The following is a 22,818-nucleotide window of genomic DNA, read 5'->3' as shown; positions in this document are numbered from 1 at the left end:
ATCCTCCAGTGGACATGCAATTACAGCGTCAGGAAGCCGTCGTAGAGGCCATAGGCAGCCACCAGGGCGCCAACGATCACTGCGGCGAAAATCAGCTTCTCGACGTTGGTGAATATCGGTTTGCCCAGTTCACGCTTGGCCTTGGCGAACAGGATCGCGCCGGGAGCGTAGAGCAGGGCGGACAGCAGCAGGTATTTGGTGCCGCCGGCGTAGAGCAGCCAGATCGCGTAGATCAGGGCGACGGCGCCGATGAACAGGTCTTTCTTGCGCTCTTTGAGGGCGTTTTCGTAAGTCTCGCCGCGCACCGCCAGCAACAGCGCATACGCCGCCGACCACAGGTACGGCACCAGGATCATCGAGGTGGCGAGGTAGATCAGCGACAGGTAGGTGCTGGCGGAAAACAGCGTGATCACCAGGAACAGTTGCACCATCGCGTTGGTCAGCCACAGGGCGTTGACCGGCACATGGTTGGCGTTTTCCTTGCGCAGGAAGGCCGGCATGGTGTGGTCCTTGGCGGCGGCGAACATGATCTCCGCGCACAGCAGGACCCACGACAGCAGTGCCCCCAGCAGCGAAATGATCAAGCCGACGCTGATCAGCACCGCGCCCCAGTGGCCCACCACATGCTCCAGCACGGCGGCCATCGACGGGTTCTGCAGCTTGGCCAGTTCCGGCTGGGTCATGATCCCCAGGGACAGTACGTTCACCAGCATCAAAAACAGCAGCACGGTGATAAAGCCAATCACCGTGGCCTTGCCCACATCGGAGCGTTTCTCCGCCCGGGACGAGAAGATGCTCGCGCCTTCGATACCAATGAACACCCACACGGTGACCAGCATCATGTTGCGCACCTGGTTCATCACGCTGCCCAGGTCCGGGTTTTTCACGCCCCAGATGTCAGCGGTGAAGATGTCCAGCTTGAACGCGAACAGCGCGATCAATACGAACAGCACCAGTGGCACCACTTTGGCCACGGTGGTCACCAGGTTGATGAACGCCGCTTCCTTGATCCCGCGCAGCACCAGAAAATGCACGGCCCACAGCAACACCGAGGCGCCAATCACGGCGGCCGGGGTGTTGCCCTCGCCGAAGATCGGGAAAAAATAGCCGAGGGTGCTGAACAGCAGCACGAAGTAACCGACGTTGCCCAGCCAGGCACTGATCCAGTAACCCCAGGCCGACGAGAAACCCATGTAGTCACCGAAACCGGCTTTGGCGTAGGCGTAGACACCGCCGTCGAGGTCCGGCTTGCGGTTGGCGAGGGTCTGGAACACGAACGCGAGGGTCAGCATGCCGACAGCGGTAATCACCCAGCCAATCAACACCGCGCCCACATCGGCACTGGCGGCCATGTTTTGCGGCAGTGAGAAGATCCCGCCGCCAATCATCGAGCCCACGACCAGCGCCACTAACGCGCCAAGCCTCAGTTTTCCAGGTGAATCAGACATTGCGTGACTCCAATGCAGGAGAGAGAGATCACAGAATAATTCCGTGGGCTAATCAAACAGCTGACTTAGATCACATCATCGGCACATTTCATTGTGAATTAATGACTTAAGGAGGAAGGTTCGCGGGCGATGAAAATCCCGAAGAGGCGCTTTGCAGAGCGCTTCCTCCTTCCTGGTTAATCATTTGGTGGTCATGGATGTATGACGCTAGTTGGTATTCGCCAATGTGCAAACTTTTTGAATAAGGTCTGACGACTGGTTTATGCCGCACTTATTTAAATTATAAATACGCCTAAAGTTCCTGTTATTACATGCCCTTATGTTATGAAGGCTATGTTCATTAAACTGAATTAGTTGAGTGAGCCGCTGTCAGCTGAAAAATTTAAATCAAGGAATCGTCATGTCCCACCCTGCACAGAAACTTCGGCTCAGTGCCCTGATCGCCCTGGTGGTGGGTTCGATGATTGGCGGTGGCATCTTCTCACTGCCGCAGAACATGGCTGCACGCGCTGGCGCGGGCGCGGTGTTGATCGGCTGGGGTATCACGGCGGTCGGCATGCTGACCCTGGCCTTCGTGTTCCAGACTTTGGCCAACCGCAAGCCCGAGCTGGACTCTGGCGTGTATGCCTACGCCAAGGCCGGGTTTGGCGACTACATGGGGTTCTCCTCGGCCTGGGGTTACTGGATCAGTGCGTGGATGGGCAATGTGGGTTACTTCGTGCTGCTGTTCAGCACCCTCGGCTACTTTTTTCCGGCGTTCGGCGAGGGCAATACGCCGCTGGCCATCGGCTGTGCATCGCTGTTGCTGTGGGCTGTGCATTTTCTGGTGATGCGCGGGATCAAGGAAGCGGCGTTCATCAACCTGGTGACCACCGTGGCGAAGATTGTGCCGCTGCTGCTGTTTATCGTGATTGCCGCCGTGGCGTTCAAGGCGGATATCTTCAGCCGCGATATCTGGGGCCTGGGCAATCCGCAAATGGGCAGTGTGACGGACCAGGTGCGCCACATGATGCTGGTCACAGTGTTTGTGTTTATCGGCATCGAGGGTGCCAGCGTTTACTCGGCGCGGGCCGAGAAGCGCGCGGACGTGGGCCGGGCCACCGTGATCGGTTTTCTCGGCGTGCTCGCGCTGCTGGTGCTGGTGAATGTGCTGTCCCTGGGGATCATGAGCCAGCCGGAACTGGCGCAATTGCAAAACCCCTCCCTGGCCGGGGTACTGGAACATATCGTCGGGCGCTGGGGCGCGATATTGATCAGCCTCGGCCTGGCGGTGTCGCTGCTGGGCGCGCTGTTGTCCTGGGCGCTGCTGTGTGCGGAAATCCTCTACGCCACCGCCCACGACAAGACCATGCCGGCGTTCCTGAAGAAGGAAAACGCCAACCAGGTGCCGGTCAACGCCCTGTGGCTGACCAACCTGATGATCCAGGCGTTCCTGGTGATCACGCTGTTTTCCGCCAGCACCTACACCACCCTGATTTACCTCGCCTCGTCGATGATTCTGGTGCCCTACCTGTGGTCGGCGGCCTATGCGGTGCTGTTGAGCGGGCGTGGCGAAACCTACGAAGGCGCCCCGCGTCGGCGCCTGAAGGACTTGCTGGTGGGCCTGATCGCCCTGGTTTACGCCGTATGGCTGCTGTATGCGGGCGGCCTGAAATACCTGCTGCTGTCGGCGCTGTTGTATGCGCCAGGGGTGATCCTGTTCGCCCAGGCCAAGCGCGAACAGGGCCAGCCGTTGTTCACCTTTGTGGAAAAAGGCATTTTCGGCTGCGTGGTTGCAGGGGCCGGCTTGGCGGCCTATGGGCTGTATAGCGGGGTGTTGTCGTTGTGAGGGCAGGCTGTTCGGGCCTCATCGGGGGCAAGCCCCCTCCCACACGTTGAATGCATTCACAGTTCAAATGTGGGAGGGGGCTTGCCCCCGATGGCGGCTTCAAGTCACCACTGAGGCCGGTGCGCCCCCAGTTCTCCGGCGGGCAAATCCCACTGCAGTGGTGCGCCGCTGATACTCAGCGGCGCCAACAACCGGTGGGCCTGGCCCCACGCTGTCTGCTCAACCACCAGGCCTTGATCACGCGTATCTTCGGCCCGCAGCGGCGGTTGCTCCGGCACTTGCCATGCCTCCACCAGCAATTTCGCCGTGCGTGCCAACGACAGGCGCGCCGACCCACCCCGGCCGCAGGCCAGGCGCTCGGTCAAGACCCGGATCGCACTGGCGGCCATCAGGTACCCGGTGGCGTGATCCAGCGCCTGCACCGGCAACGGCAGCGGTTTATCCGCGTGCTTCCAGGCCATGCCCGCATCGGCAATGCCGCTGCTCATCTGCACCAGGCTGTCGAAGCCGCGACGGTTACGCCACGGACCACTCCAGCCATAGGCGTTGAGGCTGACGTCAATAAGACCCGGCGCGATGCGTTGCAGTGCGTCGACCGAATAGCCCAACTGCTCTAACGCATCGGCGCGGTAACCGTGGAACAACATATCGGCGTCCTTAAGCAACGCTTCGAAGACCTGGCGGCCTTCGGGGCTTTTCAGATCCAGCCGCGCGCAGCGCTTGCCCAGGGTCATTTCCGGCACCACGCCGGGCTCGTCCCAGGTCGGCGAGTCGATGCGCAATACATCCGCACCTAAACCCGCGAGAAAACGACTGGCGACGGGGCCGGCCAATACGCGGGTCAAGTCCAGCACCTTGATGCCGGCCAGTGGGCGGGCCGCTGTGCCGAGCCAAGGTGTGTCACGGGTGGTTTCGCAGGCCTGACGCTGTACCAGTCGCTCGGCATTCACCGCCAAGCCTTGAGGGTGACTTTGCCAGGCGTGCCACGAACGCATCTGCGCCGCACAACCGCCCGCGTCGACAATCGCCTGTTCCAGTTCGGCGGCGTTCCATTTGGCCACGTGACGCGCCATTTGCGCACGCTCAGTGACCTTGCCCAACACCCGTTCGGCCGCCGCGCGGTGATGGGGCGCATTGGTGTGCAAGCGAATCCAGCCGTCGGCGCTGGCGTAGTCACCGGCTATCGGGTCCCACAGCGGGGGCACCTGCCAATCCAGCGGGCGAATCGATGAGGCAAACCAGAATGAGGCGAGGCGACGGTCCACGCTGACGCTTGGCAAGCGCGCGGTCTGTTGCCGGATAAGTTCGGCGACGGCCTGGCCGGCGGCGCCGATGCTGGCGGCGGCCAGGTCGGTCACGGCGAAGGCCGAGGGCAGGGCGCCGGGCTCGTTCAGGGGCAGCGGGGTGTGCGGTAGATCGAGTGCCGCTTGGATGGGTGTCAGCAGGTCAGTCATCTAAGGCCCTCCGTGAGAGAAGGGCCACTATAGAAGATCGTCAGGCCGGTGTGACAACCCCCGGCACCAACGGCAGCTCGATACTGGCGACAAAGCCGCCGTCGGCATGATTGGCCAGGATCAGGTTGCCGCCATGGCGTTCGGCGGCGCGACGGGCGATCGCCAGGCCCAGGCCGTGACCTTGCGCTGTCTGGCCGGGGGCGCGGTAGAACGGCTCGCCCAGTTGGCTCAGGTGCTCGGCTTCAACGCCGGGGCCATGGTCGCGCACGCTGATCAAAATGCGCTCGCCGCGCTGCTGTGCCTGCAGCTCGATGGGTTGGCCGGCCGGGTTGAAACGCTGGGCATTGCGCAGCAGGTTATCCACGGCGCGTTCGATCATGGTCGGCCAGCCTTTGAGGCGCAGGTCGGGTTCAGCCGTCAGTTGCACGGCCTGCTCGGGCGCGCTGAGCTGGGCGTCCTTTTGCAGCGTCTGGAGCAACAGGTTGAGGTCGACCTCTTCGGCGCTGGCGTTGTCGGCATCCACCCGGGCCAGTACCAGGATCTCACTGATCAGGGCTTCCAGACGGTCGCATTCGCGGGTCAGGCGCGGCCACAGTTTTTCCCGTTCTTCGGGGCTGGCGCGCTCGGCCAGGGCCAGGGCGATACGCAAGCGGGCCAGGGGCGAACGCAGTTCGTGGGAAACGTCGCGCAGCAGTTGGCGCTGGCTGGCGATCAGGCTTTGCAGGCGTGCGCCCATGCGGTTGAAATCGGTGGCCAGCACGCCGAATTCATCGCGGCGGTTGGCCAATTGCGCCAGGCTGTTCTGCTGGTACGTGGCTTGGCCCAGGTCATGCACCGCGCCGCGCAGTCGGCTCAGCGGACGGGTGATGGACAATGTCACCAACAGGCTGAACAGGGTCAGCACCACCAGGGCAATGGCCAGGGCGCTGAACGGCCACAGCAGGCTGCTGCGGTGCCAGGCGTCGAGTTCCGGATGCGGAATGCGGTAAATCAGCAGGTAGGTGTCGCCGGTTTTTTCGCTGGTGTACTCGGCGGTCAGGCGCCGCCAGGGCAGGTGGCCGTCCTGGCTGTCATTCTGCCGGGCTTCGAAGGCCGCGGCGCGACGCGGGAAGGTGCCGCGTACCACCGGCTCGCCGCCTTCGTTCAGCACTTGCACGTCAATGTGATACTGGCGCTTGCGTTGCTGCAGCAACTCCTGGGCAGCATCTTCGCCTTGGGCTTCGTAGAGTTGCGTCCACTCTTGCGCCAGGTTGTTGAGACCGGGGTGACGGCTGAGAATCCAGGCGTCCTGGTTCAGCATATGCCCAAGCAGGATCGACAATCCGGCAACCAGGGCGATGGCCAGCCAGAAACTCGCCAGGATGCGCCAGAACAATGAACGCACGGGAAACCCTCAAATAGGAAAAGCCCAGTGGCGGGGCCACTGGGCTGGGAGCATTAACGCGAGGGCATTATTGCGCTTTTTGCGGTTGTTGCGCTTTCCAGGCCTGGAATTCTTTCCATTCGGCACGACGCTGCTCTTGCTGCTTGACGATCTGGTCGAACTTCTTCTGCTGGTCGGGTTTGAGCACGGCGCGGATGTCGGCCTGGGTTTTCTGCTTGCCGGCGGCGATCTCGTCCTGCATGGCTTTCTGATCAGCAGCCGGCAGTTTGGCCAGGTACTTTTGGGTCAGGTCTTTGCGAGCGTGCCATTGGTCACCCATCAGCTTGCGAATCTGCTCGCGTTGTTCCTTGCTCAAATCCAACTGGCTGAACGGGCCACCTTTACCACGCGGACCGTGTTCACCGTGGCCCGGGCCACCCATCATATGGCCTTCGGGGCCGCCCATCGGGCCTGGACCTTCGGGCATGGCGGCCATGGCGACGGTAGGCAGTGCAGCGGCGAACATCAAAGCGATAAGGGTCTTGCGCATGGGGATTCTCCTGTCTCTATTCCGGTGAGTCCGGATGTGAGTAGATTACCCAGGACAAGGTCAGCGGCCGTCAGCGGAGCGTAAAGGTTTGGTAAGGGTGAGGCGGCGGCCCCGATCGTTCCCACGCTCTGCGTGGGAATGCATCCCGTGACGCTCCGCGTCACCCAAGCGCAAGGCGGGACGCAGAGCGTCCGGGCGGCGTTCCCACGCGGAGCATGGGAACGATTATTCAAGGGGCGTAATAGTAACCACGGCTGCGCAGCGCCACGATCCGCGGACGGCCGTCCGGGTGTGGGCCGATTTTCTTGCGCAGGTTGCTGACGTGCATGTCCAGGCTGCGATCGTACAGGGTCAACTTGCGGCCCAGGGCGATTTGCGCCAGCTCCTGTTTATCCAGCGGTTCGCCGGGCTGGCGCAGCAAGGCTTCGAGCAGGCGGCTTTCGGAGACGGTCAGGGTAAATTCCTGTGCGTCGATGCTGACCACGCCGCGCACCGGGCTGAAGCACAAGTCGCCCAGTTCCAGTTGGGTCGACACGGCTGCCGGATGACTGCGGCGCAGCACGGCACGCAAGCGAGCGGTGAGTTCGCGCGGATCGCAAGGCTTGGCCAGGTAATCGTCGGCGCCCAGCTCCAGGCCGAGGATGCGGTCCAGGGGTTCGCCCCGGGCCGAGAGCATCAGCACCGGCAACTCCGGGTGGTCGTTGCGCAGTTGCTTGAGCAACTCCAGGCCGCTGCCGTCGGGCAGCATCACGTCGAGCACCACTGCCGCCGGGGCGGTTTCGGCCAGGGCCCTGCGGGCACTGGAGCCGTCGTGGCAGGCGCGTACCTGGAAACCTTCCTGGCTCAGCCAACTGGTCAGCAGCTCACAGAGCTCCTGGTCATCATCTATCAGTAACAGCTCGCTCATGACTCACTCAATTTAGCCATTGTCGACGACGACGGTGCCCACCGCTGGCAAAGATGCCGCACAGCAAGGCGATCAGGGCGACGCCCGCGCCGGTGACAAACCATTGCTGCTGCTCGGTCAGCCATCGGGTCAAGGCACCGCCTTGTGTCTCTTTGAGTTGCTGGGCCAGGCGTTGGTTCTCCTGGCGCAAACGGCTCAGTTGCGCGCTTTCACGGGTAGCCTGCGTGCCTTGCAGTTGCTTGCTCAGCGCTTCGCGTAGCCCTTCGCTTTCTTTCAAGCGTTGCTGCAATTCAGTGATCTGGCTGCCGGCACTCAAGGACAGCGGCGTGGAGCTGCCGCTGCTTGAGGACTCTTCAGCGTGGGCCGTCGCCCCGATCGTAAACACTGCCAACAGACACAACTGACGTAAGCGCATCGGAACTCCTGATTCCACACGGATATTCAGAACGTTGTCGGCAGGTTGCCGGGAATGATGAGCCATTGGGATGGCGCCGAAGCGTTTTGGCCCGGCGCCACCGGGCTCAAGGCAGGACTTGCTTGAACGGCTTGATCACGACATCCGCGTAGACGCCCGCCGCTACATAAGGATCAGCCTTGGCCCATGCCTGGGCATCGGCCAGGGACGCGAACTCGGCAACGATCAGGCTGCCGGTGAAACCCGCTTCGCCCGGCTCGTTACTGTCGGTGGCCGGGTGCGGGCCGGCCAGTACGATGCGGCCTTCGGTCTGCAGCTGCTTGAGGCGCTCGACGTGGGCCGGGCGCACGCTCAGGCGTTTTTCCAGCGAGTTGGCAACATCGGTGGCAATGATGGCGTAGAGCATGTCAGTCCTCGGTTTTCGGCGTGGTGGCGGCAGAGTCATGCAGGTGGCGCGACAGGTAGATACCTTGGCCGACCAGGAACAGCAGGGTCATGGCCAGGCTGCCGAACACCTTGAAGTCGACCCAGTATTCCTGAAAGGTAAAGGCCACGAACAGGTTGGCGGCACCGCAGAAGATGAAAAACACGATCCAGGCCACGTTCAGGCGCACCCAGATCGGGTCCGGCAGGGTCAGCGCGTGGCCCATGATCCGCTTGATCAGCAGGCGATCACCAATGAAGTGGCTGCCGATGAACACCAGGGCGAACAGCCAGTTGACCACCGGGGCTTTCCATTTGAGGAAGGTTTCGCTGTGGAAGGCCAGGGTCAGGCCGCCGAACACCAGGCAGGCGATGAGGGTCAGCCATTGGCTTTTTTCCAGCTTGCGCTGGGAGATGAAGATGGCGCCGTACACCACGATGGAGCTGATGATCAGCACGGCGGTGGCGCTGTAGATGCCGCCGAACGACAGCTGGTGACCGGCGATGTCGATGACCCTGGGGTCGAGTTTGGTAACGATGAAAAACAGCAACAGCGGGATGAAGTCGATGAATTGTTTCACAGTAAGAGCCAGAAGCTGGATGTGGCGGCATAATAACAAACATCCTTGGTTGCGATAGCGCCAGCTGACTTGAGGTTACACACTCCCGTGAATGTTGATTTGCACTGCCACAGCACGGCCTCCGACGGCGCCTTGGCGCCTGCGGTACTGGTTGCGCGTGCGTTTGAAAAAGGCGTGCGAGTCCTCGCGTTGACCGACCACGACACCCTCGAAGGCCTCGATGAGGCCCGCGCGGCGGCCGAGGCCTTGGGCATGCAGCTGGTCAACGGCGTGGAATTGTCCTGCACCTGGGGCGGCGCCACCATTCATGTGCTCGGCTACGGTTTCGAGCAAAACGCCCCGGCCCTGGTGGCTGCCATCGCCCGATTGCACGATGGCCGCTGGCTGCGGTCCGAAGAAATAAGCCGCAAGCTCAGCCTCAAAGGCATGCCTGGCGCCCTCGACGGCGCTCGGGCTATCCAGCAGGCGTTGGGCGACAGCGGTAATGCACCGGCCCGTCCGCACTTCGCCGACTGGATGGTGCAAGCAGGTTTCGTCAAGGACCGCGCCGAAGCCTTCCGTAAATGGTTGGGCGCGGGCAAGTTGGGCGATGTGAAGCAACATTGGCCGACCCTTGAGGACACCGTCGAGACCCTGCGGGCCGCCGGGGCCTGGGTCAGCCTGGCGCATCCCTGGCATTACGATTTCACCCGCAGCAAGCGCCGCAAGCTGATCAGTGACTATATTGGAGCGGGCGGCCACGCGATCGAAGTGGTCAACGGGCATCAACCCGCCGAGCAGGTCGGCAGCCTGGCGATCCTTGCCCGCGAATTTGGTCTGCTGGTCAGTGCCGGCAGTGATTTTCATGGCCCAGGCGGCTGGTCCGAGATCGGCGAGTATCGCCAGGTTCCGCAAGACCTGCCGCTGTTGTGGGGGCGATTCAAGCATGACCCCATTATTGCCACCGTCTGAACAGGTAGAGCTCGTGAGTCAATTCTTCCAGATTCATCCGGAAAACCCCCAGGCGCGCCTGATCAAACAGGCCGTGGAAATCATTCGCGCCGGCGGCGTGGTGATCTATCCAACTGATTCGTCCTACGCCATTGGTTGCCAGATCGGCGACAAGGGTGCGGTCGAGCGCGTAAGACGTCTGCGCCAACTGGATGACAAGCACAACTTTGCGCTGATCTGCAGCGACTTGTCCCAGCTTGGGCTGTTCGCCAAGGTCGACACCGGCACCTTCCGCTTGCTCAAGGCCCATACGCCTGGGCCGTACACCTTCATTCTCAACGCCACCCGCGAAGTGCCGCGCCTGTTACTGCACCCGAAAAAACGCACCATCGGCCTGCGCGTGCCGGAGCACCCGATCGCCCTGGCGCTGCTGGCCGAACTGGGCGAGCCGCTGATGAGCGTGTCGCTGATCCTGCCTGGCGAAACCGAGCCGCTGTATGACCCTTACGAAATGCGCCGCCTGTTGGAAAAACACGTCGACTTGATCATCGACGGCGGCTACGGCGGCAACAAGGCCTCCACCGTGATCAACCTGGCCGATGGCGAGCCGCAAGTGGTGCGTGTAGGGTGCGGCGACCCGACGCCGTTCATGGTCGAGGCCTGAATGTCGGTCGTGGAAACCGTCGACTCCCAGGCGGGGGCCCAGCAGGAACTGCCCTTCGCGATGGTCTATGGCCAGGCGGTCCTGGAAATGCCCCTGGACCTGTACATCCCGCCGGACGCCCTGGAAGTCTTCCTTGAAGCCTTCGAAGGCCCGCTGGACCTGCTGCTGTACCTGATCCGCAAACAGAACATCAACATCCTCGATATTCCCGTGGCGGAAATCACCCGGCAGTACATGGGCTATGTCGAATTGATGCAGTCGGTGCGCCTGGAGCTGGCCGCCGAATACCTGGTGATGGCCGCCATGCTCGCCGAGATCAAGTCGCGCATGCTGCTGCCGCGTGCGGAGACGGTCGAGGCCGAAGAAGATGACCCGCGCGCCGAACTGATCCGCCGCCTGCAGGAATACGAGCGCTTCAAGGCGGCCGCCGAAGGGATCGACGGTTTGAGCCGCGTAGGCCGCGATGTGGTGGTGCCCAAGCTGGATGCCCCGGAAGCCCGCGCGCGCAAACTGTTGCCCGACGTGAGCCTGGAAGAGTTGCTGATGTCCATGGCCGAGGTGCTGCGCCGTGGCGATATGTTCGAAAGCCACCAGGTCAGCCGCGAAGCCCTGTCCACCCGCGAGCGCATGAGCGATGTGCTGGAGCGTCTCAAGGGCGGCGGATTTGTACCGTTTGTCGAGCTGTTCACCGCAGAGGAAGGGCGCCTGGGCGTGGTGGTGACTTTCATGGCGATCCTGGAGCTGGTCAAGGAGTCCTTGGTCGAGCTGGTCCAGAATGAGCCGTTTGCGGCTATCCATGTGCGGGCGCGAGCCGAATAACGAGCTGAATCGATGAATCTGACTGAACCCCGCGAACTGGCACCCTTGCTGGAAGCCTTTCTCCTGGCCTCGGGCAAGCCGCAATCTTTGGAGCGCCTGTTCGAACTCTTTGAAGAGGCCGAACGTCCCGAACCGCCGGTGTTCAAGAAGGCATTGGAGATCCTGCGCAAATCCTGTGACGGTCGCGCCTTTGAATTGCGTGAAGTGGCGTCGGGTTATCGCCTGCAGATCCGCGAGAAATTTTCCCCTTGGGTGGGGCGCTTGTGGGAAGAACGCCCGCAGCGTTATTCACGGGCGATGCTGGAGACCATGGCGTTGATCGCCTATCGCCAGCCGATCACTCGGGGCGAGATCGAAGATGTGCGGGGCGTGGCGGTCAACAGCCATATCGTCAAGACGTTGCTGGAGCGCGAGTGGATCCGCATCGTCGGCTACCGTGACGTGCCCGGCAAACCGGCGATGTTCGCCACCACCAAGGTGTTCCTCGACCACTTCAACCTGAAGAACCTCGACGACCTGCCGCCGCTGGCCGAACTGCGCGAGATGGAAGCCGAACCGGTGCTCGACTTCGACGACGCGCCGGTACCGGCCAGCTTGCAGGAACTGGCCGACGCCAGCGCCGAGCCGGAAGAGCCGAAAGACGAAACCAGTTTCCATACGTTGCTGTTGGAACTGGACGACATGGAGCAGGGCATCAAGACCGATTTTGACGATGTGCTGCGCGATGGCGCCGTTGAGCCTGAAACCCAGGTGAACGTTGAGCCCGAGCCTGACGTCGAAGAAGACATCCTCGGTGTTGCCGATGCCCGGGAAAAACTGCTGGCCGCCGTCGCCGCCCTCGAACAGCCGCCGTTGAGCGATGAGGAAGACGAAGCCCGGGCGCTGGCCGAGGCCATCGAAAACGAACGCCGCCAATTCGAAGACTGACGCGGATCAAAATGTGGGAGGGGGCTTGCTCCCGATAGCGGTGTGTCGGCCAACCTATGCATCAACTGACCCACTGCCATCGGGAGCAAGCCCCCTCCCACATTTGATTTGCATCGCTTGGGAGAAAATATGAGCTCCACCAAAGACCCCTGCATCAGCATCTGCAAGTTCAACGACGACATCTGCGTCGGCTGTGGCCGCAGCAAGCGCGAAATCCGTGCCTGGAAGAAACTCGACAAAGTCGACAAGCGCACGGTGCTGGCCGAAGCCGAGCTGCGCCTGCTGGCCCTGGGTGCCACCGGCCGGCGGAAAAGCAAATGATTGTGCCTGGATCGGCTAGTCTCTGATGCGCAACGCGCGGCATGCGCGTATGATTCGCGACCCTTTGCCGAGCTATTCGGCCAAAGCCCCGCTTTCAACACTCTTCAGGCCACGCCTGAATCGACCCACCGGGAGGTGCTTAAGATGAACGACAAAGACCAGAACGACAGCCAGGAAATCGGCCCAGCAGGCGAAAAACTGCAAAAAGTGCTGGCGCGTATCGGCGTGGGCTCGCGCCGCGACGTCGAAGCCTGGATCACCCAGAAGCGCATCAAGGTCAACGGCGTCGAGGCTACCCTTGGCCAGCGCGTCGACCTGCACGATGCAATCACCATCGATGGCAAGGTCATCAAGCGTGAAGAGGCGGCCGAATCGGTACGCCGCGTGATCATGTACAACAAGCCCGATGGCGAGATCTGCACTCGTGACGACCCGGAAGGCCGTCCGACCGTGTTCGACAAGATGCCCAAGCCCAAAGAGGGCCGCTGGATCAACATCGGTCGCCTCGACATCAACACCACGGGCCTGCTGATGTTCACCACCGACGGTGAGTTGGCCAACCGCCTGATGCACCCGTCCTACGAGATGGACCGTGAATACGCCGTGCGTGTACGCGGTGAAGTCGATGACGAGATGATCGAACGCCTCAAGGCCGGCGTAGTGCTGGAAGACGGCCCGGCCAAGTTCACCGACATCAAGCAGGCGCCAGGTGGCGAAGGGTTCAACCACTGGTACCACTGCGTGGTGATGGAAGGCCGTAACCGCGAAGTGCGTCGCCTGTGGGAATCCCAGGGCCTGGTGGTCAGCCGCCTGAAGCGCGTGCGTTTCGGCCCGGTGTTCCTGAACTCCGACCTGCCGATGGGCCGCTGGCGCGAAATGAGCCAGTACGAAGTCGACATCCTCAGTGCCGAAGTTGGCCTGACGCCGGTGGCCATGCCGCAGATGAACGCCAAGAGCAAAGACAAGCTCGAGCGTATGCAGCGTAAGTCGTCGCGCCCGGTGGCCCGTACCGAACGTGTTGCGCGCACCGTGCGCCCGGCGTTGAACGCTCCGGCCACTGGTGGTCGCATCTCGCGTGAGCCGCAGATCGAAGGTGAGCGTCGTCCAACCGCGCCATCGCGTCAGGAAGGTGACCGCGCGCCACGTACGCCGCGCCCAGCGCCGACCGGTGGTCGCAGCAACCGTGGTGAAGCGGAGCGCCCCGCCGACAACGCCAGCACCAAGCGTCCAGCCAAGCCAGCGGCTAACAAGCGCCCTGGCCCGAAACTGGTAGCGGACGAGCCGTCGGGCAAGCGCCGTGGCGCGCCGGCCGGTTCCGGTCAGCGTCCTGGGTTTGGTCGCAAGAAGCCGCAGTGATGTCTTAAGCGCTGCACAAAAAAACGCCAACCTACGGGTTGGCGTTTTTTTTTTGATTCAAATTTGAAATGCGCTCAATTGTGGGAGGGGGCTTGCTCCCGATAGCGGCGTATCAGCTTGCATAAGCATCGGCTGAACCACCGCAATCGGGAGCAAGCCCCCTCCCACATTTGGGTCTCCGGTGTTTTCGAGACCAGTGTTCAGAACGCAAACGTCCCATCAAACACCGGCTTGTCATCCAGCGCCAACACCCCGCTGGCAAAGATCAAGTCCAGGTGATGGCTGCCTTTCTGCCCGCCACCCAACCCCAGGTGCAAGCCGCAATGGCGCTCTTCAAAGCCTGCGTTGCGCGCATACAAATCCTTCACGCCTTCATTGGTGCCAATCCCCAATTCCTCCACACGGCGGTTGGACGGGTTGGCATTCAGGTACTTGTTGAAGTCATCCGCCAGCCCCGGCACGTCGCTGGCCACGCCGCAGATGGTGGAGTTCTCGATCCACAGTTCCAGGGGTGACTCCAGCACGCCGTATTTGCGCGCAAAGGGGATGGTGCTGAGAAAGGTGCCGACAAACCGCACTTGCCCGTTGATGGCTTCGCTGTGGGTGGCGATCTCGCCAGGGGCCAGGTCGTGGTTGCCGACGCCGTTGATATTGGTCCACTTCTTGATGCTGCTCATCGGTGCTTCAAGGCGTGAGCCGTGCTTGTCGGTGAAGCTCAGCACGCTGGCCTCGGACATGCGCCGGATCAGCGTGGCGTTGAGGTCGGCGATGCGTTGCGGTTCGACGCTGAAGGTGTCGTAGAAATAATCGCCGTAGTCCTTGAACAGCAGCGACTTTTTCCAATGTTCGGCCATGACGCCGTGCAACGCGCGGATAAAATCCGGGCCTTCGGCACGCGGGTTGGGCAGGGTCGAGGAATCGTAGAGAAACAGGTACAGGTCGCAGGCTTCGATGGCCTGGGCCAGGGTTTCGCTGGCGCTCAGGTCCAGGCGCTGCACCTGGAAATTGAAACGGGCGGCGCTGCCCTGGGTGATTGCCTGGGCGATGGCATCGTAACGTTCGGTATGGCCCAGCAGCACGGTAGGGCGGTTCACGCCCTGAAGGGCCGGGTGGTGAGCGAGATAGTAGAGAAAATGTTCGACAGCGCGGGCCTTGTCCATGACGAGTGTCCTTCTGTGCCTTGGGTAAGGGGGCAGGTGCCGTGCACGACACCTGCCGGATGCCTGCCGGGTGTTAGAAAGGCCACATCGCGGTGCCAAATGGCACAACGGCATCAGCTTGCATCATTTCAACGGCGGCCTCATGGGTCGGCGCTTCAAACCAATCGTCGAGTTGCAGTTCAGTTTCCAGGTCTTTTTCCAGTGCTTGCATGGTGTATCTCCTAGAGGACGTTGTTTGAGAACGGCTTGCCAGCGGCTCGCAGGCAAGTGAAGAGAACCTAGGAGAGAGTGTTTCAAAATGCAAAATATTTATTGACACGGTTTCATTTGGATTTTTTCTTCCGTTTTTTTGACGTTATTTTTTATCCAAGTAAAACAGCGGATTGGCTGAACCGATTCTTCAGATGAGTCTGACTGACAATTTTCCGTAAACCGTCATTTAAGCCTGACCGTAAAGCCAATTTTCCGCTGCGTAACGTTAAGTTTACGTTGTCGGCCTGCGCGCTTTGGGTGGAAATCCCCTGTAAGGAATACCTGACAGATTGTCGGGTGCACGTTCGTGGTGCGTGCCGAAGCTGTCGAGCGGTGTACAATGCGCCGCGTTTTACTGTGACCCCCTCTTGCGTATCCACGCAAAGGCCAAGACCCAGGGTGTATCCGCCCTGATCACTCCGTCCGGCCACGAGCCAGACGGGTTCGATTTCGTCACAGATAAAAACAAACAGGTGACGCATGACCGCTAGAAAGACGCTGTACTCCTGGTGCCTGCGCTGGGGTTTGAGCGGCGCTGCTTGAGTCGGTAATTCAAGGCAGCAACCTGCATTCAACCTCTTCAAACCTTGCGTGAGACCTTTTTCATGAGTGGACCCCATTCCTCTTCAGGCGAGCTGAAACGCGGCCTGAAAAATCGGCATATCCAGTTGATCGCCCTCGGTGGCGCCATCGGCACCGGCCTGTTCCTCGGCTCGGCCGGGGTACTCAAGTCCGCCGGCCCATCGATGATCCTGGGCTATGCCATCTGCGGCTTTATCGCCTTCATGATCATGCGCCAGCTCGGCGAAATGATCGTCGAGGAGCCGGTCGCCGGTTCCTTCAGCCATTTTGCCCACAAGTATTGGGGCGGTTTCGCCGGTTTCCTGTCGGGCTGGAACTGCTGGATCCTGTACATCCTGGTGGGGATGTCGGAGCTGACCGCAGTCGGCAAATACGTGCACTACTGGTGGCCGGAGATTCCGACCTGGGTCTCGGCGGCGGCGTTCTTCGTGCTGATCAACCTGATCAACCTGGCCAACGTCAAAGTCTTCGGTGAAGCCGAGTTCTGGTTCGCGATCATCAAGGTAGTGGCCATCGTCGGCATGATTGCCCTGGGCAGCTACCTGCTGGTCAGTGGCAGCGGAGGTCCGCAAGCTTCGGTGAGCAACCTGTGGGACCACGGCGGCTTCTTTCCCCATGGCGTGGGCGGATTGGTGATGGCCATGGCGATCATCATGTTTTCCTTCGGTGGCCTGGAAATGCTCGGGTTTACCGCCGCCGAAGCGGACCAGCCACGCACCGTGATCCCCAAAGCGATCAATCAGGTGATCTACCGCATCCTGATTTTCTACATCGGCGCGTTGGTGGTGCTGTTGTCGCTGACGCCGTGGGACAGCCTGCTGGCTACCCTTAATGCGTCGGGCGATGCCTACAGCGGCAGCCCGTTCGTGCAAGTGTTCTCGATGCTGGGCAGTAACACCGCCGCGCATATTCTCAACTTTGTGGTATTGACGGCGGCGCTGTCGGTTTACAACAGCGGGACCTACTGCAACAGCCGCATGCTGTTGGGCATGGCCGAGCAGGGTGACGCGCCGAAAGCGCTGGCCAAGATCGACAAGCGTGGGGTGCCGGTGCGTTCGATCCTGGCGTCGGCGGCCGTTACGCTGGTAGCGGTGTTGATGAACTACTTCATCCCGCAACACGCGCTGGAGTTGCTGATGTCGCTGGTAGTGGCCACGTTGGTGATCAACTGGGCGATGATCAGCTTCTCCCACTTCAAATTCCGTCAGCACATGGACCGCACCGGCCAGGTGCCGCTGTTCAAGGCGCTGTGGTACCCCTACGGCAACTGCGTCTGCCTGGCGTTCGTGGTGTTTATCCTGGTGATCATGCTGATGATTCCGGGTATCCAGGTGTCGGTGTATGCGATCCCGGTGTGGGTGGCGTTTATGGCTCTGTGCTATTGGTTGAAAAACAAGCGTAAGGCACAAACCGCCCTGGTCACGCCACAGACGGTGCTTGAGTAACCTCGTTAACCCTGAATAAAGAACCCGGCGTATCGCCGGTTTTTTTTGGACTGGCGGGACGCGTGGCGTATGCTGGTCGGCCTGAATCACGGACCTGTTCCAATGCTGGTAATTTCCAACAACGTGCACTTGCCCGACGCCGAAATCGAGCTGACCGCCATTCGCGCCCAGGGCGCCGGGGGGCAGAACGTCAACAAGGTATCAAGTGCGGTGCACCTGCGTTTTGATATTCCGGCATCGTCGCTGCCGGAATTCTACAAGGAGCGGCTGTTGGCATTGCGTGACAGCCGCATCACCAGTGAAGGCGTGCTGGTGCTCAAGGCCCAGCAATATCGCACCCAGGAACAGAACCGCGCCGATGCGCTGGAGCGCCTGGTGGAGTTGATCCTCAGCGCCACCAAGGTCGAGAAGAAACGCCGCCCGACCAAGCCGACCCTGGGCTCGAAAAAGCGTCGCCTCGAATCCAAGACCAAGCGCGGCAGCATCAAGGCCGGGCGCGGCAAGGTCGACTTCTAGGCCTCGCGTGCTTCGCGGGCCTTGGGCGCCTGGCGGTACAGGTACACACTCAGCAGCAAGCCACCCAGGGCGGCGAGGGCGGCGAACAGGAAGATCGACGCAAAGCCGAAGCCTGCCGCCACAGCCCCGGCCAACGGCCCGGTGATACCCAGCGATAAGTCGATGAACAACGAATAAGCCCCCACCGCCGAACCGCGACTTGAGGCGGGCACCAGGTTGACCGCTTCCACCCCCAGCGCCGGAAATACCAGGGAAAAGCCAAACCCGCTCAACGCCGCGCCCGCCAGGGCCAGGTTGGCGTCCGGTGCCAGCCACAGCAACAACAGCCCAAGGATTTCCACCGACAGGCAGGCAATCGCCACGCGAAACCCGCCGATACGGTTGATCAGGTTGCCGAACAGCAGGCGCGCACCGATAAAGCTGGCGCCAAACAAGCTCAAGGCCCACACCGCGTTATCCCAATGCTGGGTGGTGTAATACAAAGTGATAAAGGTTGCGATGGTACCAAAGCCGATGGAGCCCAACGCTAGCGCGCAGCCGTGCGGTAACACCCGCCCCAGCACGTTCATGAACGGCAGGCGCACGCCGGTCACGATGGGCGCGGCGACCTTGTTCCAGGCCAGCAACAGGCCGATCGCCGCCAGCAGGAGGATGCTGACGCCCATGCTCCACAGTCCGAAATTTCTTACCAGTAATACGCCCAACGGCGCACCGACCGCCAAGGCGCCATAACTGGCGATGCCATTCCAGGAGATGACCTTGGCGGTGTTCGCCGCACCGACCCGGCCGATGCCCCAGCCGATGGCGCCCGAGCCCACCAGGCTTTCAGCACTGCCCAACACCAGGCGGCCGATCAGCAGGCTGGCGAGGCTCAAGGCCGGCAGGCTTGAAAACCACGCCGCGAGCAGCATGAACACACCGCTCAAGCCACACCCCGCCAGGCCGATCAGCACCGCGCGCTTGCTGCCCAGGTTGTCGATGATTTTGCCCGCGTACGGGCGGCTCAGCAGGGTGGCCAGGTACTGCACGCTGATCACCAGGCCGGCAATCACCGCGCCATAGCCCAGTTCGCTATGCACATAGCCCGGCAAAACAGCCAGGGGGATGCCGATATTCAGGTAACCGATAAAGGTGAACAGCACGATGGAAACGACTTGCAGCGTGACCGCCATGGGGCGCTGGGTATCTGGCATGGGAGAGGTCCACTGTCGCAGCAGGTAAAGATAGGCTGCTAATGATACCGGTGGTTTGGCTCGCGTAGGGCGCTAAAGCGCAAAAACCTCAGATCGGGAAGACCTCAAGTTTGCGCAGGGGCCAGCAGTTGGGTGGTGACCAGGGCGGCCAGAGCATTTTCCTGGGTACCGAAGCGCTTGAGCAAGGTGGCTTGTTTGTCCGCGCTGAGGCGGTTCCACACCTCGACCATTTGCAGGGCGGCGTCGAGGACGTCGGTGTCCGGGGAATCGGGAAGGGTGTCGGTCATGGCGGGTATCCCAGGGTTCAGGCAGTGTGGAAAACGCTTGAAGTGGCGCTTTCCACACGGTCTGGTACGGCGTCAGTCCTGGCGTTTGCTGTCGACTGGTTTGGCTTGTTTGGCCTCAGGCTGCTTTGGGCTGGCCTGCTGCGGTGTTGGCTGCTCTGTTGGGTGCAGGCTTGGGAAGGGGAGATTAGGTATCTCGTGCATCGTCGTCGCTCCTCGCAAGGTCTGTTTTAAATCGCGGGTGATTGCGCGCTCTCAAAAAGCCTTGGCAGGATACAGCACTGTAAATGACAAATAGACTTTTATATCCACGAAAACTAGAACGGCACCTTGCCCAGGATCATGTCGCGGTACATCACAAAATCACCCAGCAGGCTGTAAAACGGGTGCTGAAAGGTCGCCGGGCGGTTTTTTTCAAAGAAGAAGTGGCCGATCCAGGCAAAGCTGTAGCCGGCAATCGGCACGGCCAGCAGCAGGCCCAGCGAGCCTCGACCCACGGCATACGCCAGAATGCCGATCACGAGGGTGGTGCCGATAAAGTGCAGGCGCCGGCAGGTGCTGTTGCCATGCTCTGCCAGGTAATACGGGTAAAACTCGGCGAAGCTGTTGAATCGCTTGAGATTTTCCACTGTGGCCGGCCCTTTGATTGTTATGCCGCCCAACAGATGTTCGGCGGGGAGCTTATTGGAGTCTAGAGTGATCGATGGTTACAGCCAGTGACAATAGATGCCACTTTAGTATCCTTGCCTTCCTGGCCTGCCATTCAGGCCCGCTTTATTCAAGAAGACGCCATGAGCGAACGAACAACTTCTGCAAGCTGGGCGATGGGGATAGTCAAGGCCTTGGAAATGGACGGCCTGGATTGCCGGGCCCTGTTCCAACAACTGGGGCTGGACTACGCCGCCCTCAGTGATCCCGACGCGCGGTTTGCGCAAGACGCCATGACCCGTTTGTGGCAGCGCGCGGTGGAGGTGTCGGGCAACCCGGCAATTGGCCTGAACATGGGGAAAGTGGTGCGCCCGGCATCGTTTCATGTGGCCGGTTATGCCTTGATGTCCAGCAACACCCTGGCCGAAGGCTTCGGGCGCCTGGTGCGTTACCAGCGCATCATCGCCGAAAGCGCCGACTTGAGCTTCCGCTTGTTACCCGAGGGTTATGCGCTGATTCTGACAGTGCACGGTGACCATCTGCCGCCCACCCGGCAAAGCGCCGAAGCCTCGCTGGCCAGCGCGTTGGCGCTGTGCGGCTGGCTCACCGGGCGAACCCTGCAACCGCGTAAAGTACTGTTGCAAGGCGCTCAGCCGGTCGACCTGGCGCCCTATAAAGAGGTGTTCCATGCGCCGCTGGAATTCAATGCGCCCTATGACGCGCTGATTTTCGAACAGGCTGACATGGATGCCCCGTTGCCCACGGCCAACGAGGCCATGGCGCTGCTGCATGATCGGTTTGCCGGAGAATACCTGGCGCGCTTTTCCGAAAGCCGCGTGACCCACAAGGCACGGCAAGTGCTGTGCCGCCTGCTGCCCCAGGGCGAACCCAAGCGCGAAGTGGTGGCGCAGACGTTGCACCTGTCCCAGCGTACCTTGCAGCGGCGTTTGCAGGAGGAGGGCACCAGCTTCCAGACCCTGCTCGATGACACCCGCCGCGAGCTGGCCGAGCAATACCTGGCGCAGCCGAGCATGACCTTGCTGGAAATTGCCTACCTGTTGGGGTTCGCCGACCCGAGCAACTTCTTTCGCGCGTTTCGCCGCTGGTTCGACGCCACGCCCGGCGAATACCGGGCGCGGTTGCTGCAAGCGTCGAGCGTCAGTGACGCCAGAACGCCGGAATACAAAGCACAAACACCGTAATAATTTCCAGCCGCCCCAGCAGCATGCCCAGCGACAGAATCCATTTGGCCGCATCCGGCAGGCTGGCGAAGTTGCCGGCCGGGCCGATGGTTTCACCCAGGCCGGGGCCGACGCCGGATACAGTGCTGGCCGCGCCGGTCAACGCGGTCATCCAGTCCAGCCCCAGCAGTGACAGGGCCAGCGCGATGGCGCAGATGGTGATGGCGAAGAAAAACGAAAAGGTCAGGATCGAGCGTACGATTTCTTCATCGAGACGATGGCCGTTGTACTTCTGTTTGATCACCGCGCGTGGGTGAATCAGCTGGTTAAGGTTGGCCTTGAGCAGGATATAGGCAACCTGGAAGCGGAAGATCTTGATCCCGCCGGCGGTCGAGCCCGAACAGCCGCCGATAAAGCCCAGGTAGAAGAACAGCATCAGTGAGAAATTGCCCCAGAGGCTGTAGTCCCCCAACGCGAAACCGGTGGTGGTTACCACCGAGGTGACGTTCAACGCCACATGGCGCAGGGCGTCCAGCCAGTGCAGGTTGGTGGTCCACCAATACCAGGTGCCGAGCACCAGCCAGGTCACCAGCAACAGGCCGAGCAAACCCTGCACCTGCTGGTCCTTGATCAGCGCCTGGCGGTTGCCGCGCAATGTCGCCACATACAGGGTGAACGGCAAGCTGCCGAGGATCATCACCACTACCGCCACCCAGTGCACCGCCGGTTGCTTCCAGTGCGCCAGGGATTCATCGGAGGTGGAAAACCCACCGGTGGAAATCGCCGACATGGCGTGGTTGATCGCATCGAACAACCCCATCCCGGCCCACCAGAACGCCAGGCTGCCGAGGATGGTGATGCCCACATACGCCGCAACGATCAGCCGCGCCACCATATGGGAGCGCGGCATGACCTTTTCCGAGCGGTCCGAAGATTCGGTCTGGAACAGGCGCATGCCGCCGATGCGCAGCAGGGGCAGGATCGCCACTGCCATGCCGATAAAGCCGATGCCGCCGAGCCAGTGCAACAGCGAGCGCCACATCAGGATGCCCGGCGACATGCTGTCCAGCCCACTCAACACCGTGGACCCGGTGGCCGTGATGCCGGACATGCTTTCAAAAAACGAGTCGGTGTAGCTGATGTGCTGGGTCAGCAAAAACGGCAGCGCCGCGAACACGCACACCACCACCCAGCTTGTCACCGTCAGCAGGTACATGTCCCGCGGGCGCAGGTGCACATGCTCGGGGCGACCGGGAATGACCAGGGCCAGGCCGGCGATAAAGGTGATCATGCTGGCCCACAGGAAAGACGGCAGGTCGCCGGTGCGTTCGAAGATCACCAGGGTGGCCATGGGCACGACCATGGCGATCGCCAGCGTGATCAGGAAGATGCCGATGATGAAACCGATGATGCGCAGGGTCGGCAACGCCATGAAGTTCGCTCAGGTGTGGGGGTGGCGCCATTCTACCTGCGGTGCCGGTCTTGTAAACCGAGGGTTTGGAAGCGACATAGAGCAAATTGTGGGAGGGGGCTTGCTCCCGATGGCGGCGGGTCAGCAAATACATTTGTCA

The 22,818-nt window shown here is 61.3% G+C and carries 24 protein-coding genes; 10 read left to right on the top strand and 14 right to left on the bottom strand.

The window, feature by feature from the left end:
• Positions 1–20 precede the first annotated feature (20 nt).
• Positions 21–1,448, bottom strand: a complete 1,428-nt coding sequence (gene arcD, locus C4J92_RS20705; RefSeq protein WP_124405120.1) for an arginine-ornithine antiporter — start codon at positions 1,446–1,448, stop codon at positions 21–23.
• 400 nt (positions 1,449–1,848) lie between these two features.
• On the opposite strand from arcD (C4J92_RS20705), the gene arcD (C4J92_RS20700) reads away from it, so the two are divergent.
• Positions 1,849–3,276: an arginine-ornithine antiporter gene (gene arcD / locus C4J92_RS20700; protein ID WP_124405119.1), complete on the top strand. Its 1,428-nt coding sequence runs from the start codon at positions 1,849–1,851 to the stop codon at positions 3,274–3,276.
• 104 nt (positions 3,277–3,380) lie between these two features.
• Here arcD (C4J92_RS20700) and C4J92_RS20695 read toward each other — a convergent pair whose 3' ends face one another.
• The 7 genes from C4J92_RS20695 to C4J92_RS20665 form a co-directional block, all read right to left on the bottom strand.
• Positions 3,381–4,730 (bottom strand): CoA transferase, encoded by a 1,350-nt coding sequence (locus C4J92_RS20695; RefSeq protein WP_124405118.1) that lies wholly within the window; start codon positions 4,728–4,730, stop codon positions 3,381–3,383.
• 40 nt (positions 4,731–4,770) lie between these two features.
• The gene (locus C4J92_RS20690) at positions 4,771–6,114 is read right to left on the bottom strand and encodes a cell wall metabolism sensor histidine kinase WalK (RefSeq protein WP_124405117.1); all 1,344 of its coding nucleotides are present in this window, start codon (positions 6,112–6,114) and stop codon (positions 4,771–4,773) included.
• A gap of 67 nt (positions 6,115–6,181) precedes the next feature.
• Positions 6,182–6,643: an LTXXQ domain protein gene (locus tag C4J92_RS20685; protein ID WP_124405116.1), complete on the bottom strand. Its 462-nt coding sequence runs from the start codon at positions 6,641–6,643 to the stop codon at positions 6,182–6,184.
• A 229-nt stretch (positions 6,644–6,872) separates the two neighbouring features.
• Positions 6,873–7,550, bottom strand: coding sequence for a response regulator transcription factor (locus C4J92_RS20680; RefSeq protein ID WP_124405115.1), 678 nt, complete (start codon positions 7,548–7,550; stop codon positions 6,873–6,875).
• Positions 7,551–7,557: 7 nt separating this feature from the next.
• Positions 7,558–7,965 carry a translation initiation factor 2 gene (locus tag C4J92_RS20675; RefSeq protein ID WP_124405114.1) on the bottom strand — a complete coding sequence of 136 codons (408 nt, stop codon included), beginning with the start codon at positions 7,963–7,965 and terminating at the stop codon, positions 7,558–7,560.
• A gap of 106 nt (positions 7,966–8,071) precedes the next feature.
• Positions 8,072–8,371, bottom strand: a complete 300-nt coding sequence (locus C4J92_RS20670; protein ID WP_124364150.1) for a YciI family protein — start codon at positions 8,369–8,371, stop codon at positions 8,072–8,074.
• A 1-nt stretch (position 8,372) separates the two neighbouring features.
• Positions 8,373–8,969: a septation protein A gene (locus C4J92_RS20665; RefSeq protein WP_124405113.1), complete on the bottom strand. Its 597-nt coding sequence runs from the start codon at positions 8,967–8,969 to the stop codon at positions 8,373–8,375.
• Between the two features lie 87 nt (positions 8,970–9,056).
• Here C4J92_RS20665 and C4J92_RS20660 point away from each other — a divergent pair, with 87 nt between their 5' ends.
• The 6 genes from C4J92_RS20660 (at position 9,057) to rluB (ending at position 13,986) form a co-directional block, all read left to right on the top strand.
• Positions 9,057–9,920 carry a PHP domain-containing protein gene (locus C4J92_RS20660; protein WP_124405112.1) on the top strand — a complete coding sequence of 288 codons (864 nt, stop codon included), beginning with the start codon at positions 9,057–9,059 and terminating at the stop codon, positions 9,918–9,920.
• Positions 9,921–9,933: 13 nt separating this feature from the next.
• Positions 9,934–10,563, top strand: coding sequence for an L-threonylcarbamoyladenylate synthase (locus tag C4J92_RS20655; protein WP_124364147.1), 630 nt, complete (start codon positions 9,934–9,936; stop codon positions 10,561–10,563).
• A 120-nt stretch (positions 10,564–10,683) separates the two neighbouring features.
• The gene (locus C4J92_RS20650; RefSeq protein WP_177412781.1) at positions 10,684–11,382 is read left to right on the top strand and encodes a ScpA family protein; all 699 of its coding nucleotides are present in this window, start codon (positions 10,684–10,686) and stop codon (positions 11,380–11,382) included.
• A 12-nt stretch (positions 11,383–11,394) separates the two neighbouring features.
• Positions 11,395–12,309, top strand: coding sequence for an SMC-Scp complex subunit ScpB (scpB, locus tag C4J92_RS20645; RefSeq protein WP_124405111.1), 915 nt, complete (start codon positions 11,395–11,397; stop codon positions 12,307–12,309).
• A gap of 129 nt (positions 12,310–12,438) precedes the next feature.
• Positions 12,439–12,630, top strand: coding sequence for a DUF1289 domain-containing protein (locus C4J92_RS20640; RefSeq protein ID WP_124405110.1), 192 nt, complete (start codon positions 12,439–12,441; stop codon positions 12,628–12,630).
• 144 nt (positions 12,631–12,774) lie between these two features.
• Positions 12,775–13,986: a 23S rRNA pseudouridine(2605) synthase RluB gene (rluB, locus tag C4J92_RS20635; RefSeq protein ID WP_124368135.1), complete on the top strand. Its 1,212-nt coding sequence runs from the start codon at positions 12,775–12,777 to the stop codon at positions 13,984–13,986.
• Positions 13,987–14,186: 200 nt separating this feature from the next.
• Here the strand turns inward: rluB and C4J92_RS20630 are convergent, their stop codons facing one another.
• Together C4J92_RS20630 and C4J92_RS27020 are read right to left on the bottom strand one after the other, a co-directional pair.
• Complete coding sequence (locus tag C4J92_RS20630) at positions 14,187–15,146, bottom strand: leucyl aminopeptidase (protein WP_124405109.1); 960 nt, start codon at positions 15,144–15,146, stop codon at positions 14,187–14,189.
• A gap of 73 nt (positions 15,147–15,219) precedes the next feature.
• Positions 15,220–15,357, bottom strand: a complete 138-nt coding sequence (locus C4J92_RS27020; protein ID WP_003237751.1) for a hypothetical protein — start codon at positions 15,355–15,357, stop codon at positions 15,220–15,222.
• Positions 15,358–16,003: 646 nt separating this feature from the next.
• On the opposite strand from C4J92_RS27020, the gene C4J92_RS20625 reads away from it, so the two are divergent.
• Positions 16,004–17,425, top strand: coding sequence for an amino acid permease (locus C4J92_RS20625; RefSeq protein WP_124405108.1), 1,422 nt, complete (start codon positions 16,004–16,006; stop codon positions 17,423–17,425).
• A 102-nt stretch (positions 17,426–17,527) separates the two neighbouring features.
• Entirely contained in the window at positions 17,528–17,941 is a 414-nt protein-coding gene (gene arfB / locus C4J92_RS20620; protein ID WP_016975416.1) for an alternative ribosome rescue aminoacyl-tRNA hydrolase ArfB, read from the top strand.
• Here the strand turns inward: arfB and C4J92_RS20615 are convergent.
• The 3 genes from C4J92_RS20615 to C4J92_RS20605 form a co-directional block, all read right to left on the bottom strand.
• On the bottom strand, positions 17,938–19,134 hold the full coding sequence (locus C4J92_RS20615; RefSeq protein ID WP_124364138.1) for an MFS transporter: 1,197 nt from the start codon (positions 19,132–19,134) through the stop codon (positions 17,938–17,940). The genes arfB and C4J92_RS20615 overlap by 4 nt on opposite strands.
• Positions 19,135–19,238: 104 nt before the next feature.
• Positions 19,239–19,421, bottom strand: coding sequence for a hypothetical protein (locus tag C4J92_RS20610; RefSeq protein ID WP_124405107.1), 183 nt, complete (start codon positions 19,419–19,421; stop codon positions 19,239–19,241).
• 314 nt (positions 19,422–19,735) lie between these two features.
• Positions 19,736–20,047 (bottom strand): DUF962 domain-containing protein, encoded by a 312-nt coding sequence (locus tag C4J92_RS20605; RefSeq protein ID WP_124368130.1) that lies wholly within the window; start codon positions 20,045–20,047, stop codon positions 19,736–19,738.
• Between the two features lie 162 nt (positions 20,048–20,209).
• Between C4J92_RS20605 and C4J92_RS20600 the strand changes: the two genes are divergently transcribed.
• A complete protein-coding gene (locus tag C4J92_RS20600) occupies positions 20,210–21,268 on the top strand; it encodes an AraC family transcriptional regulator (protein ID WP_124405106.1) in 1,059 nt (352 codons plus the stop codon).
• Here C4J92_RS20600 and C4J92_RS20595 read toward each other — a convergent pair.
• A complete protein-coding gene (locus C4J92_RS20595; protein ID WP_124364134.1) occupies positions 21,225–22,679 on the bottom strand; it encodes a TrkH family potassium uptake protein in 1,455 nt (484 codons plus the stop codon). The two genes, C4J92_RS20600 and C4J92_RS20595, sit on opposite strands and share 44 nt — an antisense overlap.
• Positions 22,680–22,818 lie beyond the last annotated feature (139 nt).

It is taken from the genome of Pseudomonas sp. R3-18-08 (assembly GCF_003852065.1).
In the GTDB taxonomy this organism is placed as follows: domain Bacteria; phylum Pseudomonadota; class Gammaproteobacteria; order Pseudomonadales; family Pseudomonadaceae; genus Aquipseudomonas.
Note: the sequence above shows the minus strand (reverse complement) of the source record. Positions and strands in the feature narration are given on the sequence as shown.

Bases quoted from the DNA above. Each gene is read 5' to 3' on its own strand.
- C4J92_RS20670 (WP_124364150.1), bottom strand. From the start codon at position 8,371: ATGCTCTACGCCATCATTGCCACCGATGTTGCCAACTCGCTGGAAAAA.
- C4J92_RS20600 (WP_124405106.1), top strand. From the start codon at position 20,210: ATGAGCGAACGAACAACTTCTGCAAGCTGGGCGATGGGGATAGTCAAG.
- C4J92_RS20615 (WP_124364138.1), bottom strand. From the start codon at position 19,134: ATGCCAGATACCCAGCGCCCCATGGCGGTCACGCTGCAAGTCGTTTCC.
- C4J92_RS20595 (WP_124364134.1), bottom strand. From the start codon at position 22,679: ATGGCGTTGCCGACCCTGCGCATCATCGGTTTCATCATCGGCATCTTC.
- C4J92_RS20625 (WP_124405108.1), top strand. From the start codon at position 16,004: ATGAGTGGACCCCATTCCTCTTCAGGCGAGCTGAAACGCGGCCTGAAA.
- C4J92_RS20680 (WP_124405115.1), bottom strand. From the start codon at position 7,550: ATGAGCGAGCTGTTACTGATAGATGATGACCAGGAGCTCTGTGAGCTG.
- C4J92_RS20695 (WP_124405118.1), bottom strand. From the start codon at position 4,730: ATGACTGACCTGCTGACACCCATCCAAGCGGCACTCGATCTACCGCAC.
- scpB (WP_124405111.1), top strand. From the start codon at position 11,395: ATGAATCTGACTGAACCCCGCGAACTGGCACCCTTGCTGGAAGCCTTT.
- C4J92_RS27020 (WP_003237751.1), bottom strand. From the start codon at position 15,357: ATGCAAGCACTGGAAAAAGACCTGGAAACTGAACTGCAACTCGACGAT.
- C4J92_RS20685 (WP_124405116.1), bottom strand. From the start codon at position 6,643: ATGCGCAAGACCCTTATCGCTTTGATGTTCGCCGCTGCACTGCCTACC.
- C4J92_RS20640 (WP_124405110.1), top strand. From the start codon at position 12,439: ATGAGCTCCACCAAAGACCCCTGCATCAGCATCTGCAAGTTCAACGAC.
- C4J92_RS20675 (WP_124405114.1), bottom strand. From the start codon at position 7,965: ATGCGCTTACGTCAGTTGTGTCTGTTGGCAGTGTTTACGATCGGGGCG.
- C4J92_RS20630 (WP_124405109.1), bottom strand. From the start codon at position 15,146: ATGGACAAGGCCCGCGCTGTCGAACATTTTCTCTACTATCTCGCTCAC.
- arcD (WP_124405119.1), top strand. From the start codon at position 1,849: ATGTCCCACCCTGCACAGAAACTTCGGCTCAGTGCCCTGATCGCCCTG.
- arfB (WP_016975416.1), top strand. From the start codon at position 17,528: ATGCTGGTAATTTCCAACAACGTGCACTTGCCCGACGCCGAAATCGAG.
- C4J92_RS20610 (WP_124405107.1), bottom strand. From the start codon at position 19,421: ATGACCGACACCCTTCCCGATTCCCCGGACACCGACGTCCTCGACGCC.
- rluB (WP_124368135.1), top strand. From the start codon at position 12,775: ATGAACGACAAAGACCAGAACGACAGCCAGGAAATCGGCCCAGCAGGC.
- arcD (WP_124405120.1), bottom strand. From the start codon at position 1,448: ATGTCTGATTCACCTGGAAAACTGAGGCTTGGCGCGTTAGTGGCGCTG.